The 15,945-nt window shown below is 73.2% G+C and carries 19 protein-coding genes; 14 read left to right on the top strand and 5 right to left on the bottom strand.

Features of this window, described 5'->3' with window-relative positions; all coding sequences use genetic code 11:
- Positions 1–54: 54 nt before the first annotated feature.
- The gene (locus tag OG982_RS06865) at positions 55–219 is read right to left on the bottom strand and encodes a hypothetical protein (protein ID WP_266788842.1); all 165 of its coding nucleotides are present in this window, start codon (positions 217–219) and stop codon (positions 55–57) included.
- Between the two features lie 213 nt (positions 220–432).
- Here OG982_RS06865 and OG982_RS06860 point away from each other — a divergent pair, with 213 nt between their 5' ends.
- From OG982_RS06860 to OG982_RS06845, 4 genes are all read left to right on the top strand, one after another.
- Positions 433–1,719, top strand: coding sequence for an NYN domain-containing protein (locus OG982_RS06860; protein WP_266788843.1), 1,287 nt, complete (start codon positions 433–435; stop codon positions 1,717–1,719).
- 94 nt (positions 1,720–1,813) lie between these two features.
- Positions 1,814–2,785 (top strand): ABC transporter ATP-binding protein, encoded by a 972-nt coding sequence (locus tag OG982_RS06855; protein ID WP_266792158.1) that lies wholly within the window; start codon positions 1,814–1,816, stop codon positions 2,783–2,785.
- Complete coding sequence (locus tag OG982_RS06850) at positions 2,782–3,567, top strand: ABC transporter permease (protein ID WP_266788845.1); 786 nt, start codon at positions 2,782–2,784, stop codon at positions 3,565–3,567. Before OG982_RS06855 ends, OG982_RS06850 begins: the two co-directional genes overlap by 4 nt.
- Positions 3,568–3,616: 49 nt before the next feature.
- Positions 3,617–4,267: a hypothetical protein gene (locus OG982_RS06845; RefSeq protein WP_266948150.1), complete on the top strand. Its 651-nt coding sequence runs from the start codon at positions 3,617–3,619 to the stop codon at positions 4,265–4,267.
- A gap of 136 nt (positions 4,268–4,403) precedes the next feature.
- Here OG982_RS06845 and ybaK read toward each other — a convergent pair whose 3' ends face one another.
- From ybaK to OG982_RS06830, 3 genes are read right to left on the bottom strand one after another with little or no spacing between them, the layout of a single operon-like run.
- A complete protein-coding gene (ybaK, locus tag OG982_RS06840) occupies positions 4,404–4,892 on the bottom strand; it encodes a Cys-tRNA(Pro) deacylase (protein WP_266788849.1) in 489 nt (162 codons plus the stop codon).
- A gap of 16 nt (positions 4,893–4,908) precedes the next feature.
- Complete coding sequence (locus OG982_RS06835) at positions 4,909–5,649, bottom strand: LON peptidase substrate-binding domain-containing protein (RefSeq protein ID WP_266788851.1); 741 nt, start codon at positions 5,647–5,649, stop codon at positions 4,909–4,911.
- Positions 5,650–5,683: 34 nt separating this feature from the next.
- On the bottom strand, positions 5,684–7,318 hold the full coding sequence (locus tag OG982_RS06830) for an oxidoreductase (protein ID WP_266788853.1): 1,635 nt from the start codon (positions 7,316–7,318) through the stop codon (positions 5,684–5,686).
- 125 nt (positions 7,319–7,443) lie between these two features.
- Here OG982_RS06830 and hisD point away from each other — a divergent pair, with 125 nt between their 5' ends.
- From hisD to hisF, 8 genes are read left to right on the top strand one after another with little or no spacing between them, the layout of a single operon-like run.
- A complete protein-coding gene (gene hisD, locus OG982_RS06825; RefSeq protein ID WP_266788855.1) occupies positions 7,444–8,766 on the top strand; it encodes a histidinol dehydrogenase in 1,323 nt (440 codons plus the stop codon).
- Entirely contained in the window at positions 8,763–9,881 is a 1,119-nt protein-coding gene (locus tag OG982_RS06820; RefSeq protein WP_266788857.1) for a histidinol-phosphate transaminase, read from the top strand. The genes hisD and OG982_RS06820 overlap by 4 nt, the downstream gene beginning before the upstream one ends.
- Positions 9,878–10,471, top strand: coding sequence for an imidazoleglycerol-phosphate dehydratase HisB (gene hisB / locus OG982_RS06815; protein WP_008738630.1), 594 nt, complete (start codon positions 9,878–9,880; stop codon positions 10,469–10,471). The genes OG982_RS06820 and hisB overlap by 4 nt, the downstream gene beginning before the upstream one ends.
- 2 nt (positions 10,472–10,473) lie before the next feature.
- Positions 10,474–10,641 carry a hypothetical protein gene (locus tag OG982_RS06810; RefSeq protein WP_037791482.1) on the top strand — a complete coding sequence of 56 codons (168 nt, stop codon included), beginning with the start codon at positions 10,474–10,476 and terminating at the stop codon, positions 10,639–10,641.
- Positions 10,638–11,288, top strand: a complete 651-nt coding sequence (gene hisH / locus OG982_RS06805; RefSeq protein ID WP_266788862.1) for an imidazole glycerol phosphate synthase subunit HisH — start codon at positions 10,638–10,640, stop codon at positions 11,286–11,288. The genes OG982_RS06810 and hisH overlap by 4 nt, the downstream gene beginning before the upstream one ends.
- The gene (gene priA, locus OG982_RS06800; protein WP_266948149.1) at positions 11,288–12,019 is read left to right on the top strand and encodes a bifunctional 1-(5-phosphoribosyl)-5-((5-phosphoribosylamino)methylideneamino)imidazole-4-carboxamide isomerase/phosphoribosylanthranilate isomerase PriA; all 732 of its coding nucleotides are present in this window, start codon (positions 11,288–11,290) and stop codon (positions 12,017–12,019) included. Before hisH ends, priA begins: the two co-directional genes overlap by 1 nt.
- The gene (locus OG982_RS06795; protein WP_266788866.1) at positions 12,016–12,420 is read left to right on the top strand and encodes a RidA family protein; all 405 of its coding nucleotides are present in this window, start codon (positions 12,016–12,018) and stop codon (positions 12,418–12,420) included. The genes priA and OG982_RS06795 overlap by 4 nt, the downstream gene beginning before the upstream one ends.
- Entirely contained in the window at positions 12,420–13,175 is a 756-nt protein-coding gene (gene hisF, locus OG982_RS06790) for an imidazole glycerol phosphate synthase subunit HisF (RefSeq protein ID WP_266948147.1), read from the top strand. Before OG982_RS06795 ends, hisF begins: the two co-directional genes overlap by 1 nt.
- A gap of 163 nt (positions 13,176–13,338) precedes the next feature.
- On the opposite strand, the gene OG982_RS06785 is transcribed toward hisF, so the two are convergent.
- Positions 13,339–13,971, bottom strand: coding sequence for a TIGR03085 family metal-binding protein (locus tag OG982_RS06785; protein ID WP_266788869.1), 633 nt, complete (start codon positions 13,969–13,971; stop codon positions 13,339–13,341).
- 84 nt (positions 13,972–14,055) lie between these two features.
- On the opposite strand from OG982_RS06785, the gene hisI reads away from it, so the two are divergent.
- Positions 14,056–14,421 (top strand): phosphoribosyl-AMP cyclohydrolase, encoded by a 366-nt coding sequence (gene hisI / locus OG982_RS06780; RefSeq protein WP_266948145.1) that lies wholly within the window; start codon positions 14,056–14,058, stop codon positions 14,419–14,421.
- Positions 14,422–14,435: 14 nt separating this feature from the next.
- Positions 14,436–15,926, top strand: coding sequence for an anthranilate synthase component I (locus OG982_RS06775; protein WP_266948144.1), 1,491 nt, complete (start codon positions 14,436–14,438; stop codon positions 15,924–15,926).
- Positions 15,927–15,945: the final 19 nt, after the last annotated feature.

Below are 15,945 nucleotides of genomic sequence, written 5' to 3'. Positions count from 1 at the left end.
GGGAAGGGCGCACCCGGTCCCGGGTGCGCCCTTCCGCGTCCGTGCGGAGGCCCGTCAGTTGTGGCCGAACTTCTTTTCCTTGCGCTTGTGCGCCATGTCCATCGGACTCGGCGACGGCGACGTGGACATCGACTCGGTTTCCGACGTGCCCTTGGCCGGCTCCTGTGCGGAGCGGGGCTGCTGCTTCGCGGGCTGCTGGCGGTTCTTGTTCTTGGCCATGGTGGAGCCTCCGTGAGGGTCTAGGGGCCAGGACCGCCTTCACACTCACACAGCACCAGAAACGGCGCATTTTGGATCATTACTCCGCGTAGCCGCACGGCTCGTCCCCGCTGCTCCGTGAGATCCGCCACGCCGATGATCGAGTTCCGGCCGTCAACACCCTTGCGGTCGGGCAGACTCGGGGAAAACGCCAGAGGACCCCCACGGAAGAGGGTGGAACGCGTGGACCGCTGCGTCGTCCTGGTGGACGCCGGCTATCTGCTGGGCGCCGCCGCCAGCCTTCTCGCAGGGGAGCCCTCACGCTCCCGCATCACCGTCGACCATGCCGCCCTCATCCAGGGCCTGCGCGAGCGGGCCGAGGCCGACACCGAGCAGCCGCTGCTGCGGATCTACTGGTTCGACGGCGCGCCCGACCGGGTTCCGCAGCCCGAGCACCGGCGGCTGCGCGTCATGTCCCGCGTCACCGTCCGGCTCGGCGCCCTCACCCGCAGCGACGGCCGCTGGGCGCAGAAGGGCGTCGACGCCGCGATGCACGCCGAGCTCACCGAACTGGCCCGCAACCGCGCCTGCTCCGACGTCGTCCTCGTCACGGGCGACGGGGACCTGCTGCCCGGGCTTATGTCCGCCAAGGAACACGGGGTCGCCGTCCACCTCTGGGCCGTCCAGGCCGCCGACGGGGACTACAACCAGTCCGAGGACCTCGTCGCCGAGGCCGACGAGCGCCGGGTCCTGGACCGGGCCTGGATCACCCGGGCCGTCCGCGCCAAGGACCTCGCCGGGCTCTGCCCGCCGCCGCCCGCGCCCCGCCCCGAGATCGCCGCGATCCTCTCCGCCCCGCTCCCCGAGGCCGCGCTGGCCGAGGCCGCCCGCAACGGCTCCTCCGCCCCGTCCGAGCCGCAGGCCCCCGAGCACGGGGCGCCCGTACCGGCCCCCGCGAGCGAGGGGGCCAAGCCGGTCCCCACGCCCAAGGACCTCGCCACCCTGCGCGCCCCCGGGCAGCAGCTCACCCCGGCGCAGACCTCGCACGCCCCGGCCGGCAGCAGCGCCCTGCGCTGGTCCTCCGACAAGGGCTGGATCGACCGGGCCGGGCCGCTGGGCGAACCCGCCGAGACCGCGTCGCTGCCCACCCTCGCCCAGCTCACCAGCGCCGAGCAGCGCTGGGCCGACCGGGAGGAGGACATCACCACCGTCGGCGGCGACCCGTTCGAGGTCGGACAAGTGTTCGCGCGGCGCTGGATGGAACGGCTCCCGGAGACCGTGCACCTCCAGAAACTGGCCACCATGTACCCGCGGATCCCGCACCGCATCGACGGGGAGCTGCTGCGCTACGCGGCCCGGTTCGGGCTGCTCGCGCACAAGGACGACCAGATCGACGAACACGACCGCTACGCCATCCGCGCCGGGTTCTGGCGGGAGATCGACGTCCGGGCCGCGGCCGAGCACGTGGGCGGCGCACCGGCTGCCGCGCCCGGGGCGCCGGTGACCCCGGCGGCCGAGTAGGGGCGGATGACGCGTAGGCTGCTCCCTCGTGAGTACGGGCACAGCACCAGCGGAACAACACACGGCAGCGGACGCGCAAGCGGCCAAGGACGTGATCTGCGCGGTACGTGACCTGGTCAAGACGTATCCCGCCGTACGGGGCCGGCGCGGGGCCCCGGCCCTGCCCGAGGTCCGCGCCACCGACGGGATCTCCCTGGACGTGCGGCGCGGCGAGATCTTCGGACTGCTCGGCCCCAACGGCGCCGGCAAGTCCACCCTGGTCCGCCAGCTCACCGGACTGCTGCGGCCCGACGCGGGCTCCGTGACCCTGCTCGGCCACGACCTCGTACGCCACCCCGAGCGGGCGGCCCGGCTGCTCGCCTACCTGGGGCAGGAGTCCACCGCCCTGGACGAGCTCACGGTGGCGCTCGCCGCCGAGACCACGGGACGGCTGCGCGGGCTGGGCGTCCGGGAGGCGCGGGCCGCGCGGGACGCCGTACTGGAGGAGCTCGGGCTGAGCGGGATCGCCGGGCGGCCCCTGAAGAAACTTTCCGGCGGGCAGCGGCGGCTGGCCTGCTTCGCCGCCGCGCTGGTGGGGGAGCGGCCGGTGCTGGTCCTCGACGAGCCCACGACCGGCATGGACCCCGTCGCCCGGCGCGCCGTCTGGTCGGCGGTGGACCGCCGGCGCGAGCGGCACGGGGCCACGGTCCTGCTGGTCACCCACAACGTCATCGAGGCCGAGACCGTCCTCGACCGGGTCGCCGTCATCGACCAGGGCAAGGTCATCGCCTGCGACACCCCGGCCGGGCTCAAGGCCAAGGTCTCCGACGAGGTCCGGCTGGAGCTGGTGTGGCGGACCGGCGCGCCCCGGGAGGTGCCGGAGGTCGCGGCGCTGGCCCCGCTGGCCGTCGAGTCGGGGCGCCGGTGGGTGCTGCGGCTCGCGCCGGACGAGGCGCGGGCGGCGGTGGCCGCCGTCACCGGGGGCCCGGCGTTCGCCGCGCTCGACGATTTCACGTTGGCCACGCCGAGCCTGGAGGACGTGTACCTCGCGCTCGGCGGGCGGATGAAGGGGCTGGTGAAGGCGTGAGCGCCGGTGCCGTTGCCGTACCCGCCGCGGCGGAGTTGGCCCCGCGGGCGCGGTTCTTCCCCGCGCTGGCGGCCGTGTACCGGGCGCAGCTGTCCCGGGCGCGAGTGGCGCGGATCCCGCTGCTGTTCGTGGCGACCTTCCAGTCTGTCGGGATCATGGTCCTGATGCGGGGCGTGGTGGACGGGGGCTCGGAGGCGCGGGCCGTCGTCGCGGGTTCGTCCGTCCTGGTCGTCGCCTTCGTCGCGCTGAACCTGCTCGCGCAGTACTTCGGGCAGCTGCGGGCGAGCGGGGGGCTGGACCACTACGCCACGCTGCCGGTGCCGCCCGCGTCGGTGGTGCTGGGCGCGGCCGCCGCGTACGCCTCCTTCACGCTGCCGGGGACGCTGGTGACGGCCGTCTTCGGGTGCGTGCTGTTCGGGCTGCCGCTCAGCGGGCTGTGGATCCTGGCCGCCGTGGTGCCGCTGGCGGGGGCCGCGCTGGCCGGGCTGGGCGCGGCGCTGGGCCTGCTGGCGCCGCGGCAGGAGCTGGCGACGCTGGCCGGGCAGCTGGGCATGTCGGCGGCGCTGCTGCTGGGTGTGCTGCCGCCGGAGCGGATGCCGGAGGTGATCGTGTGGGCGCGGGACCTGCTGCCGTCCACGTACGGGGTGGAGGCGTTCGCGCGGACCTTCGCGCCGCATCCGGACTGGACGGCGGTCGCCGTCGACCTCGGCGTCTGCGGGGCGGTGGGGGCGCTGTCCCTGGCCGCCGCGACGTGGGCCTACCGGCGGGCGGCGGTCCGCTGAGGCCGGTGCCGGGCGACCTGGCCGGTTCGAGACCTGGCACGATGTGGGAGTGACCGAAGCCGTGACCCCGCCCTCCCCTTCTCCGTCCGAACCGCCGCAGGCGTTCCCGCCCGAGAAGCCGGGCGGCGCTCCCGAGAGCGCGATCACCGCCGCGGACGTCCGGGACGGGGCCGCCGTGACCCTGGTGGTGGGTGTGGCCGGGGTGCTCCTCGGGCTGCTGTGGGTGTGGCTCGCGCCGCGGGTGCAGTACGTCTCCAACGGGGAGGCCGTCTTCCTGCGGAACACCGAGAGCGAGGGGCGGATCGGGTCCGACGGGACGTTCCTGCTGCTGTCGGCGGGGCTGGGTGCGCTGAGCTCGGTGGCCACGTTCCTGTGGCGCCGGCGCGGGGGTGTGCCGCTGGTCATCGGACTGGGGCTGGGCTCTTGCTTCGCCGCGCTGGTGGGGTGGCGGCTCGGGCTGTGGCTCGGACCGACCTCCGACCTGGCGGCGGCCGCCGCGAAGGCGGGCAAGGGCGTGGCGTTCGAGGCGCCGATGCAGTTGCTGGCGTACGGGGTGCTGCTGGCGTGGCCGATGGTCGCGATCCTGGTCCACCTGGCCCTGACGGCCGTCTGGGGCCCCCGCGACCCGGCCCCCGCCGCCTGGCCGGACCCGTACACGACCCCGGACGGCCTCCTCCCGCCACCGCCCCCGCAGGCCTGACCGGCGGGCCCGCCGAGGCCCGGTCGCTGCGCGGAACTGCTCCCCGCCCCGCCCTTTCCCCGTTTCCCGGGCTCTGCCCGGACCCGCGCCTCGAACACCGGCGGCGCTGGATCGTGCGGGGCTCCGGCCGGCTCGGCTAAGGGCGGGCGATCGGGGAGAGGGTCGCCGAGGTCAGGGTGGTCAGGGTGGTGGGGGCGAGTTCGACCTCCAGGCCCCGGCGGCCCGCCGAGACGCAGATGGTGGGGTGCGTCGCCGCCGAGGCGTCCACGACCGTGCGGAGCGGCTTGCGCTGGCCCAGCGGGGAGATGCCGCCCCGGACGTAGCCCGTCGTGCGTTCCGCCAGGGCCGGGTCGGCCATCGAGGCCCGCTTCCCGGCGACCGCGGTCGCCAGCGCCTTCAGGTCGAGGCTGCCCGACACCGGGACCACCGCCACCACCAGGGCGCCGTCCACCTCCGCGATCAGCGTCTTGAAGACCCGCTCCGGGGAGACGCCCATCGCCTGCGCGGCCTCCTCGCCGTACGAGGGATGCGCCGGGTCGTGCTCGTACGCGTGCACCGTGAACTCCGCCGCGGCGGCGGTCAACGCCACGATCGCCGGGGTGCCCGCGGGCTTCTTCTTCGCCATCAGTTCCCGTTCGCCATCAGTTCGGGCTCGTCGGAGCGCGGGTGAGGTCCACCGCCGGGAGGGAGGGGAGGTGGCGGATGACCGCCGTCTCCGTGCGGAGCAGCTTCAGCTCCTCCGCCAGGCGGGTCGCCGTGTCCGGGGCCTGCAGCAGGCGCTGCTTCGCCGGGATGTCCAGCACCGCCGCCGCCGCGACCAGGTACGAGACCACCGACGGCTCGTCGGGCAGGTCGGCGCCCGACGCCAGGGACCGCTCCCGGGCCCCCGCGAGGCGCTTCTGGTAGTTGCGGAACGCCCGCAGCACCCCCTCGGCCAGCGCCCCCGCCCCCTCGCCCGCATCCTCGGGGAGTTCCTCCAGCTCCGCGACCAGGTACGGCCCCGACGCGTCCACGGACAGCAGGCGCACCCGCGTCGTCCCCGTCGACATCACCTCGAAGCTGCCGTCCTCCCGCTCCCGGATCGCCGCCACGTCCGCGACGCAGCCCACCCGGTGGAAGGCCTGGATCGGGTCGGCGCCGAAGCCCGCCGCCGGCCCGCGTTCGGGCAGCGCCGTCTGGTCCGGCAGACCGGGCGCGGTCGGCGCGACCTCGCGGCCGTCACGGATGGCGACGACCGCGAAACGCCGCGGCTCGTCCTCGCCCGTCTTCAGCAGGTCGCGCATCATGGCGCGATAACGCTCCTCGAAGATGTTCAGCGGCAGCACGAGGCCCGGGAACAGCACCTGGTTCAGCGGGAAGAGGGGCAGACGAACGGTGGTCACGAGGCACAGGGTAATGGCCAGGACCGGCCGCCCGTCACCCCCGCCTCAGCAGCCGTGACGCTCCCGCCGCCACCGTCGTGGCCAGGATCCACCCCAGCATGACCAGGGCCGCCGCGCCCCACTGCCAGCCGCCCTCCAGCCGCCACTGGCCCTGCTGCCCGAGATCGATCACCGGCAGCAGCAGGTCCAGCGCGAACAGCGCCGCGCTCCACTGCGGGTGCTCGTCCGCCTTGATCGGCGGCGGGTCGTGCTGGGAGAACAGCAGTGAGCCCGCCGCCCACAGCACCGCCATCCACAGCGCGGCCCGCCCGGGGCGATAGCCGTACACCACCGTCCAGTCCTGGAGGTGGCCCCACGCCTTCGCCGCCGGAGGCAGCGTCGCCCGCCGCCGGCGCTGCTTGGCGAGCAGCACCTCGCGGGCGTCCGCGTCCTCCCCGCTGGCCCGCAGCACCGCCGCCAGCCGCTCGTACGGTTCCGGCGAGTACTCCGCGGTGGCCGCCTCCACCCACTCCAGCCGGCGGGAGAGCGGGAAGTGCCCCCGGGGCGCGAGGTTCTCGTAGGCGAATCCCTCGATCGAGACCCCGCCCGGGCCCGGCCAGCTCGTGGAGGAGTCCACCAGCTTGACCACCTTCGCCCCGGACAGCACCACCCGCCCCCGCTCCGGCCGCTCGCCCACGAACCGCAGCTCCGGCGTCTGGATCCGGCGCAGCGACACCTCCTGCTCCTCGGTCAGCGTGAACCGCGCCCCGTAGAAGTCGACCGCGTCGCCGAACCGGCCGTCGTCCAGCCGCAGCCCGCCCCGGCACTCGAACCGCTGCGCCCGCTGCCCCGGCGCCGGCGTCTGGGTGATCCCGTACGGGGGAGTGGAGGAGCCCGAGCCGCCGGGTACGTAGTCCATGGCGATGGAGGTCAGGTACAGGGTCCGCCCGACGGTCAGCTGCGGGGCGTTCAGCGCCCGACGCCCGTACGGGTTGCGCAGCCGCGCGCCGCGCAGGTTCATCGACACGCCGACGTGCGCCCCGCGCAGGCTGACCTCCCCGTACGCCTCCAGCAGCTCGCCCTGGAAGTCCTGCGCGACCGACAGCCCGTCGGCGGCGATCGCCCGCCCCTTGCTGTCCTGGCGCACCAGGGCCTGGCTGACCAGCAGGTCGGTGCCGATCTGCGCGTCGGTCAGCCGGATCCCGCGCGCCACCCGGCAGCGCGGCAGGTGCAGATCGCCCTCGGTGTGCAGCCGGGCCGCCTCCAGCCGGGGTATCGCGCAGTTGACCATGCGCAGCGTCCCGAACCGGGTCTCGGACAGCTGGATCTCGCTGTCGAAGCGGCAGGACTGGAACTCCACGTACGGCAGGACCGCTCCGCCGGACAGGTCGAGCCGCCCGGTGATCCGCGCCCCGCGCAGCTTCAGGGACGCCACCCGGCCCGGCACCGGCGGCGGGCCGTGGAGCAGCAGCAGCGCCACCACACGGGCACGGACACCGCGCTCGGGCCCCCAGACCCGCGCCCCGTGCGGGTCGTCGGCCCCCGGGCTCCGGTCGGCGTCCGCCGCGCCGCCGCGCTCCCGCTCCCGGGCGCTGAGGTCGCAGACGCTGCCCGTCCGGTACGCCTCCCACATGCGGCGTTCGGGATCGGTGAGATCCGCGGGTTCCTCGCCCGGCCGCGCCTCCGCCATGGCGGTCCCCCTCCGCTGCGCATAGGTGTACGGGGAACGCTAGTGGGCGCCGGTGACATCCGGGGCGTGTATCAGCCAGTGATACGGGCGGACGGTGGCGGGAGACGGTCTGAGAGAATTGGGAGGTGATCTCTCGTATCGACCTGCGCGGTGACGCCCTCCCCGAGGGCGGCGCCCTGCGCGATCTGCTGCCCCGTGCCGAGTTCGACGTGGAAGCCGCCCTGGAGAAGGTGCGGCCCATCTGCGAGGACGTCCATCATCGTGGCACGGCGGCGTTGATCGAGTACGCGCAGAAGTTCGACGGTGTCACGTTGGAGCAGGTCAGGGTGCCCGCCGAGGCGCTCAAGGCCGCTCTCGACGAGCTGGACCCGGCCGTCCGCGCGGCACTGGAGGAGTCGATCCGGCGCGCCCGGATCGTGCACCGCGAGCAGCGCCGCACCGAGCACACCACCCAGGTGGTCCCCGGCGGAACCGTGACCGAGAAGTGGGTTCCGGTCGAGCGCGTGGGGCTGTACGCCCCGGGCGGCCGTTCCGTGTACCCGTCCTCCGTCGTCATGAACGTCGTCCCGGCGCAGGAGGCGGGCGTCGAGTCGATCGCGCTCGCCTCCCCGCCGCAGAAGGAGTTCGGCGGTCTGCCGCACCCGACGATCCTCGCCGCGTGCGCGCTGCTCGGCGTCGACGAGGTGTACGCGGCCGGCGGGGCCGTGGCCGTGGCGATGTTCGCGTACGGCACGCAGGACTGCCTGCCCGTCAACATGGTGACCGGCCCCGGCAACATCTGGGTCGCCGCCGCCAAGCGCTACTTCACCGGGAAGATCGGCATCGACACCGAAGCCGGCCCCACCGAGATCGCGGTCCTCGCGGACTCCACGGCCGACCCGGTGCACGTCGCCGCCGACCTGATCAGCCAGGCCGAGCACGACCCGCTGGCCGCCGCCGTCCTCGTCACGGACTGCGCCGAGCTCGCGGACGCCGTCGAGAAGGAGCTGGAGCCGCAGGTCGCGGCCACCAAGCACGTCGAGGACCGGATCAAGCCGGCGCTCGCGGGCAAGCAGTCCGCGATCGTGCTGGTCGACAGCCTGGAGGACGGCCTCAAGGTCGTCGACGCGTACGGCGCCGAGCACCTGGAGATCCAGACCGCCGACGCGTCCGCCTGGGCGGCCCGCGTGCGCAACGCCGGTGCGATCTTCGTCGGCCCGTGGGCCCCGGTCTCGCTCGGCGACTACTGCGCCGGGTCGAACCACGTGCTGCCCACCGGCGGCTGCGCCTGCCACTCGTCCGGCCTGTCCGTGCAGTCCTTCCTGCGCGGCATCCACATCGTCGACTACACGCGCGACGCGCTCGCCGAGGTCACCCACCACGTGGTGACGCTGGCCGAGGCCGAGGACCTGCCCGCGCACGGCGCCGCCCTCAAGGCGCGCTTCGGATGGAAGGTGCCCACCCAGTGACCTCCGGAACCTTCGGGATCGACGACCTCCCCATCCGGGACGAGCTGCGCGGCAAGACCCCCTACGGCGCCCCGCAGCTCGACGTGCCCGTCCAGCTGAACACCAACGAGAACCCGTACGAGCTGCCGGAACCGCTCGTACGGCGGATCGCCGAGCGCGTCGCCGAAGCGGCCCGCACCCTCAACCGCTACCCCGACCGGGACGCGGTCGAGCTGCGGACCGAGCTGGCCGCCTACCTCACCCGAACCGGCAAGCACCCGGTGGCGCTGGAGAACGTCTGGGCCGCCAACGGCTCCAACGAGATCATCCAGCAGCTGCTCCAGACCTTCGGCGGGCCCGGCCGCACCGCGATCGGCTTCGAGCCCTCGTACTCGATGCACGCGCTGATCTCGCGCGGCACCGGCACGGGCTGGATCTCCGGCCCGCGCCGGGGCGACTTCACCATCGACGTGGCCGCCGCCGAGCAGGCCATCGCCGAGAACGCGCCCGACGTTGTCTTCGTCGCCTCGCCCAACAACCCCACGGGCACCGCCGTCGAGGCGGAGACGGTCCTCGCCCTCTACGACGCCGCGCAGGCCGCCAGGCCCTCCCTGGTCATCGTGGACGAGGCGTACGTCGAGTTCAGCCACCGGGACTCCCTCCTTCCGCTGATCGAGGGCCGCCCCAACCTGGTGATCACCCGGACCATGTCCAAGGCCTTCGGCGCCGCCGGCCTGCGCCTGGGCTACCTGGCCGCGCACCCCGCCGTGGTCGACGCCGTCCAGCTGGTGCGCCTGCCGTACCACCTGTCGGCCGTCACCCAGGCGACCGCGCTGGCCGCCCTGGAGCACACCGACACCCTGCTCGGCTACGTGGAGCAGCTCAAGGCCGAGCGCGACCGCCTCGTCGTCGAGCTGCGGGCCATCGGCTACGACGTCACCGAGTCCGACGCGAACTTCATCCAGTTCGGGACGTTCGAGGACGCGCACACCGCCTGGCAGAAGATCCTCGACCGGGGTGTCCTGGTCCGTGACAACGGAGTACCCGGCTGGCTGCGGGTCACCGCGGGCACGCCGGCCGAGAACGACGCGTTCCTGGAAGCGGTTCGCGCACTGAAGAAGGAGCAGCAGGCATGAGCCGCATCGGACGGGTCGAGCGCACCACGAAGGAGACCTCGGTCGTCGTCGAGATAAACCTCGACGGCACCGGCAAGGTCGACGTGTCCACGGGCGTCGGCTTCTACGACCACATGCTCGACCAGCTCGGCCGCCACGGCCTCTTCGACCTCACGGTCAAGACGGACGGCGACCTGCACATCGACACCCACCACACCATCGAGGACACCGCCCTCGCGCTGGGCGCCGCCTTCCGCCAGGCCCTCGGCGACAAGGTGGGCATCTACCGCTTCGGCAACTGCACCGTCCCGCTGGACGAGTCCCTCGCCCAGGTGACCGTGGACCTCTCCGGCCGCCCCTACCTCGTGCACACCGAGCCCGAGAACATGGCGCCGATGATCGGCTCGTACGACACGACGATGACCCGGCACATCTTCGAGTCCTTCGTGGCGCAGGCCCAGATCGCCCTGCACATCCACGTCCCGTACGGCCGCAACGCCCACCACATCGTGGAGTGCCAGTTCAAGGCCCTCGCCCGGGCTCTGCGCTACGCCGCCGAGTTCGACCCGCGCGCGGCCGGGATCCTGCCCTCCACGAAGGGCGCCCTCTAGTCGTGAACGGCCTCAACACCATCCTGATCGTCGTCGGCCTGTTCCTGGCCGGCGGCGTCTACTCCTTCCAGAAGCAGCAGATGCCGAAATCGGTCGTCATCCTGCTCGCCATCGGCTCCGCGATGTGCCTCGCCGCCGGAGTCCTGCGAATCCAAGGAATCTGGGAATGAGCGCAGCACGCCCCACCAAGACGGTCGTGGTCTTCGACTACGGCTTCGGAAACGTCCGCTCCGCCGAGCGCGCCCTCGCGCGGGCCGGCGCGGACGTCGAGATCACCCGGGACTACGACAAGGCCATGGACGCCGACGGGCTCCTCGTCCCCGGCGTCGGTGCCTTCTCCGCCTGCATGCGGGGCCTCAAGGACGCCCGCGGCGACTGGATCATCGGCCGCCGGCTCTCCGGCGGGCGCCCGGTCATGGGCATCTGCGTGGGCATGCAGATCCTCTTCGAGCGCGGCATCGAGCACGGCGTCGAGACCGAGGGCCTCGACGAGTGGCCCGGCACGGTCGAGCCGCTGCGCGCCCCGATCGTCCCGCACATGGGCTGGAACACCGTGGACGCCCCGGCCGACAGCCAGGCCTTCAAGGGGCTGGACGCCGACTCCCGGTTCTACTTCGTGCACTCGTACGCCGTGCGCGACTGGAGCCTGGAGGTCACCAACCCGGTGATCCGCGCGCCCAAGGTCACCTGGGCCACGCACGGCGAGCCGTTCGTGGCGGCGGTGGAGAACGGGGCACTGTGGGCCACCCAGTTCCACCCCGAGAAGTCCGGCGACGCCGGAGCCCAGCTCCTCACCAACTGGATCGAGACCCTCTGATGCCCGTCAACAAGCTGGAACTCCTCCCCGCGGTCGACGTCCGCGACGGGCAGGCCGTCCGCCTCGTGCACGGGGTGTCCGGCAGCGAGACCTCCTACGGATCCCCGCTGGAGGCCGCCCTCGCCTGGCAGGCTTCCGGTGCGCAGTGGCTGCACCTCGTCGACCTGGACGCCGCCTTCGGCACCGGCGACAACCGTGCCCTGGTCGCCGAGATCACCGGCGCCATGGACATCAAGGTCGAGCTGTCCGGCGGCATCCGCGACGACGCCTCGCTCGCCGCGGCCCTCGCCACCGGCTGCACCCGCGTCAACCTCGGCACCGCCGCCCTGGAGACCCCCGAGTGGGCCGCCAAGGCCATCGCCGAGCACGGCGACAAGATCGCGGTCGGACTCGACGTACGCGGCACCACGCTCAAGGGCCGCGGCTGGACCAGCGAGGGCGGGGACCTGTACGAGATCCTGGCGCGCCTGGACTCCGAGGGCTGCGCCCGGTACGTCGTCACCGACATCGGCAAGGACGGCACGCTGACCGGCCCCAACCTGGAGCTGCTGAAGAACGTCTGCGCCGCCACCGACCGGCCCGTCGTCGCCTCCGGCGGCATCTCCTCGCTGGACGACCTGCGGGCGCTGGCCGGGCTGGTGCCGCAGGGCGTCGAGGGCGCCATCGTCGGCAAGGCCCTGTACGCCAAGGCCTTCACCCTGGAAGAGGCCCTGCGGGTGGTGTCCGCATGAGCACCCCCCAGAACCCGGGCGGCCGGACCGACGTGCGGCGCATCTCGTCGGGCGGCCCGTACGAGGACGTCATCGGCTACTCGCGCGCCGTCCAGCTCTCCAACGGCCTGGTCCTCGTCTCCGGCTGCACCGCGGCCGACGGCGGCGGCCCGTACGACCAGACGATCACGGCCTTCGGCGTCGCGTTCAAGGCCCTGGAGCAGGCCGGGCTCGGCCCCGAGCACGTGGTGCGCACCCGGATGTACCTCACGCACGCCCGGGACGTCGACGATGTCGGCCGCGCCCACAAGGAGCTGTTCGACGCGGTCCGCCCGGCCGCGTCCATGATCATCGTGTCCGGTTTCGTCGACCCCGGCATGGTCGTCGAGGTCGAGGTCGAAGCCTTCCGAGGAGAGTCCTGATGTCGCTGGCCGTACGGGTGATCCCCTGCCTGGACGTGGACAACGGACGCGTCGTCAAGGGCGTCAACTTCCAGAACCTGCGCGACGCGGGCGACCCGGTGGAGATGGCCAAGCTGTACGACGCCGAGGGCGCCGACGAGCTGACCTTCCTCGACATCACCGCGTCCTCCGGGAACCGGGAGACCACGTACGACGTGGTGCGGCGGACCGCCGAGCAGGTCTTCATCCCGCTGACCGTGGGCGGCGGCGTCCGCACCGCCGACGACGTGGACCGGCTGCTGCGGGCGGGCGCGGACAAGGTCGGCGTGAACACCGCCGCCATCGCGAGGCCCGAGCTGATCCAGGAGGTCGCGGAGCGGTTCGGCCGGCAGGTGCTGGTGCTGTCGGTGGACGCGCGGCGCACCGCCTCGGGCTCGTTCGAGGTCACCACGCACGGCGGCCGGCAGAGCGCCGGCATCGACGCCGTGGAGTGGGCGCACCGGGCGGCGGAGCTGGGCGCCGGGGAGATCCTGCTGAACTCGATGGACGCGGACGGCACGAAGGACGGGTACGACACCGAGATGATCGCGGCCGTGCGCAAGCACGTCACGGTCCCGGTGATCGCGTCGGGCGGCGCGGGCCGGCTGGACCACTTCCCGCCGGCCATCGCGGCGGGTGCCGACGCGGTGCTCGCGGCGTCGGTGTTCCACTTCGGCGACCTGCGGATCGGCCAGGTCAAGGACGCGCTTCGGGACGCGGGCCACGCCGTTCGCTGACCGCGTTCCGGGCCGGGTGGCCGGGTGGGGGTGCGGCGCCGCCGCGGGCGCTCCGCCCCGAGCCCCCGAGCCTCACACGCCCGCGGGGCTGGAATTGCCGCTCAGCGGCACGTTCCGGCCCCGCGCGGCGTTCGAGCGTGTCCGGGACGGACCCGCTGGGCGCTCAGATGCCGAGCTTGGCCACCGTCAGCTTGGCGATGGCCTCCTTCGGGCCGTCCAGTTCCACGGCGGCGGCGTCCTGGCGGCCGAAGCAGAACAGCGTCAGCTCGCCCGGCTCGCCCGTGACCGTCACCACCGGGGTGCCCTTGTGCGCCACCGACGTCTGGCCGTTCGGGCGGCGCAGCACCAGGCCCACCGGGGAGCGGCGGCCCGTCAGGCGGGCCAGCCTCTCCAGGCGGGACCACAGCGCATCCGAGAACACCGGGTCCAGCTCCCGCGGCGACCAGTCCGGCTGGGCGCGCCGGACGTCCTCGGCGTGGACGTAGAACTCCACCGCGTTCGCCGCCTCGTCGATCTGCTTCAGCGAGTACACCGACATCTTCGGCGGGCCGGTCCTGATCAGCTGGATCAGTTCCTCGTACGGCTTGGCCGTGTACTCCTCCATCGCCTTGTCCAGGCGCGCCTTCAGCACGTTCAGCAGCAGACCGCCCGCCGCGTCCGGCCGGCGCTCGCGGACGACCACGTGCGCCGCCAGCTCCCGCGCGCGCCAGCCCTCGCACAGCGTCGGCGCCTGTGGGCCCGCCGCCTCCAACAGGTCCGCCAGCAGCAGGCGTTCACGCTTCGCATGGGTAGACATGCGGGCCAGCCTACGGCCGGAAGCCGCCCGACGCCTTCCCATCAGGCGGACGGAGATCCGTGACCGCTCCCGTCGCGCGGCACAATGTCCTCCATGAGTACGTCCTCCCTCGACCCCGCCATCGCGGCCCGCCTCAAGCGCTCCGCGGACGGTCTGATCCCCGCCATCGCCCAGCAGTACGACACCGGTGAGGTGCTGATGCTCGGCTGGATGGACGACGAGGCCCTGCACCGCACGCTGACCACCGGCCGCTGCACGTACTGGTCGCGAAGCCGCCAGGAGTACTGGGTCAAGGGGGACACGTCCGGCCACTTCCAGCACGTGAAGTCGGTGGCCCTCGACTGCGACGCCGATACCGTGCTCGTCAAGGTCGACCAGGTCGGAGCCGCCTGCCACACCGGCGCCCGCACCTGCTTCGACGCCGATGTCCTCCTCCGCGCCGCCGACTAGCCAGGGACCCGCACATGGATCTTGAGACGTTCCGCAAGCTCGCGGTCGACCGCCGCGTCATCCCCGTCAGCCGCAAGCTGCTGGCGGACGGGGACACCCCCGTGGGTCTCTACCGCAAGCTGGCCGCCGAACGGCCCGGCACCTTCCTGCTGGAGTCCGCGGAGAACGGCCGCTCCTGGTCCCGCTACTCCTTCGTCGGCGTGCGCTCGGACGCGACCTTGACCGTCCGCGAAGGACAGGCGCACTGGATCGGGGCCGCGCCCGTCGGCGTACCCACCGACGGCGACCCGCTCGACGCCCTGCGCGCCACCGTCCAGGCCCTGCACACGCCCCGCGACCTCGCGGCCGGCATGCCGCCCTTCACCGGCGGCATGGTCGGCTACCTCGGCTACGACATCGTGCGCCGCCTGGAGCGCATCGGCGAGCACACCGAGGACGACCTCAAGCTGCCCGAGCTGACCATGCTGCTCACCTCCGACCTGGCGGTCCTCGACCACTGGGACGGCACCGTCCAGCTCATCGCCAACGCCATCAACCACAACGACCTCGACACCGGCGTGGACGAGGCGTACGCCGACGCGGTGGCGCGGCTCGACGCCATGGAGGCCGACCTCGCGCGGCCCGCGCCCTACGCGCCCACCCCGCTGCCCGCCTCCGAGCTCCCGGAGTTCTCGGCGCTGTGGGGCGGCGCGAAGTACCAGGCCGCCGTCGAGGACGTGAAGGAGCGCATCCGCGCCGGCGAGGCCTTCCAGGTGGTGCCCTCGCAGCGGTTCGAGACCCCCTGCCAGGCCTCCGCGCTGGACGTCTACCGGGTGCTGCGGGCCACCAACCCGTCCCCGTACATGTACCTGTTCCGCTTCGAGAACGGCTTCGACGTCGTCGGCTCCAGCCCCGAGGCGCTGGTCAAGGTCGAGGACGGCACCGCCATGGTCCACCCGATCGCGGGCACCCGGCACCGCGGCGCCACACCGCAGGAGGACCACGACCTCGCCGAGGAGCTGATGGCCGATCCCAAGGAGCGCGCCGAGCACCTCATGCTCGTCGACCTGGGCCGCAACGACCTCGGCCGGGTCTGCGAGCCGGGGTCGGTGGAGGTCGTCGACTTCATGTCGATCGAGCGCTACTCCCACGTGATGCACATCGTCTCCACCGTCACCGGACGGGTCGCCGAGGGCAAGACCGCCTTCGACGTGCTCACCGCCTGCTTCCCGGCCGGCACCCTCTCCGGCGCGCCCAAGCCGCGCGCCATGCAGATCATCGAGGAGCTGGAGCCCTCCCGCCGCGGCCTGTACGGGGGCTGCGTCGGGTACCTCGACTTCGCCGGGGACTCCGACACGGCCATCGCCATCCGCACCGCGCTGCTGCGCGACGGGACGGCGTACGTCCAGGCCGGCGCCGGGGTCGTCGCCGACTCGGTGCCCGAGCTGGAGGACCTGGAGTGCCGCAACAAGGCCGCCGCGGTGCTCCGCGCGGTCGGAGCGGCCAACCGCCTCCACGGCGCCTGAGGCCGTAAGGGATAGTGGG

Source organism: Streptomyces sp. NBC_01551, assembly GCF_026339935.1.
Lineage (GTDB): Bacteria > Actinomycetota > Actinomycetes > Streptomycetales > Streptomycetaceae > Streptomyces.
This window is presented reverse-complemented; position numbering and strand designations above follow the sequence as displayed.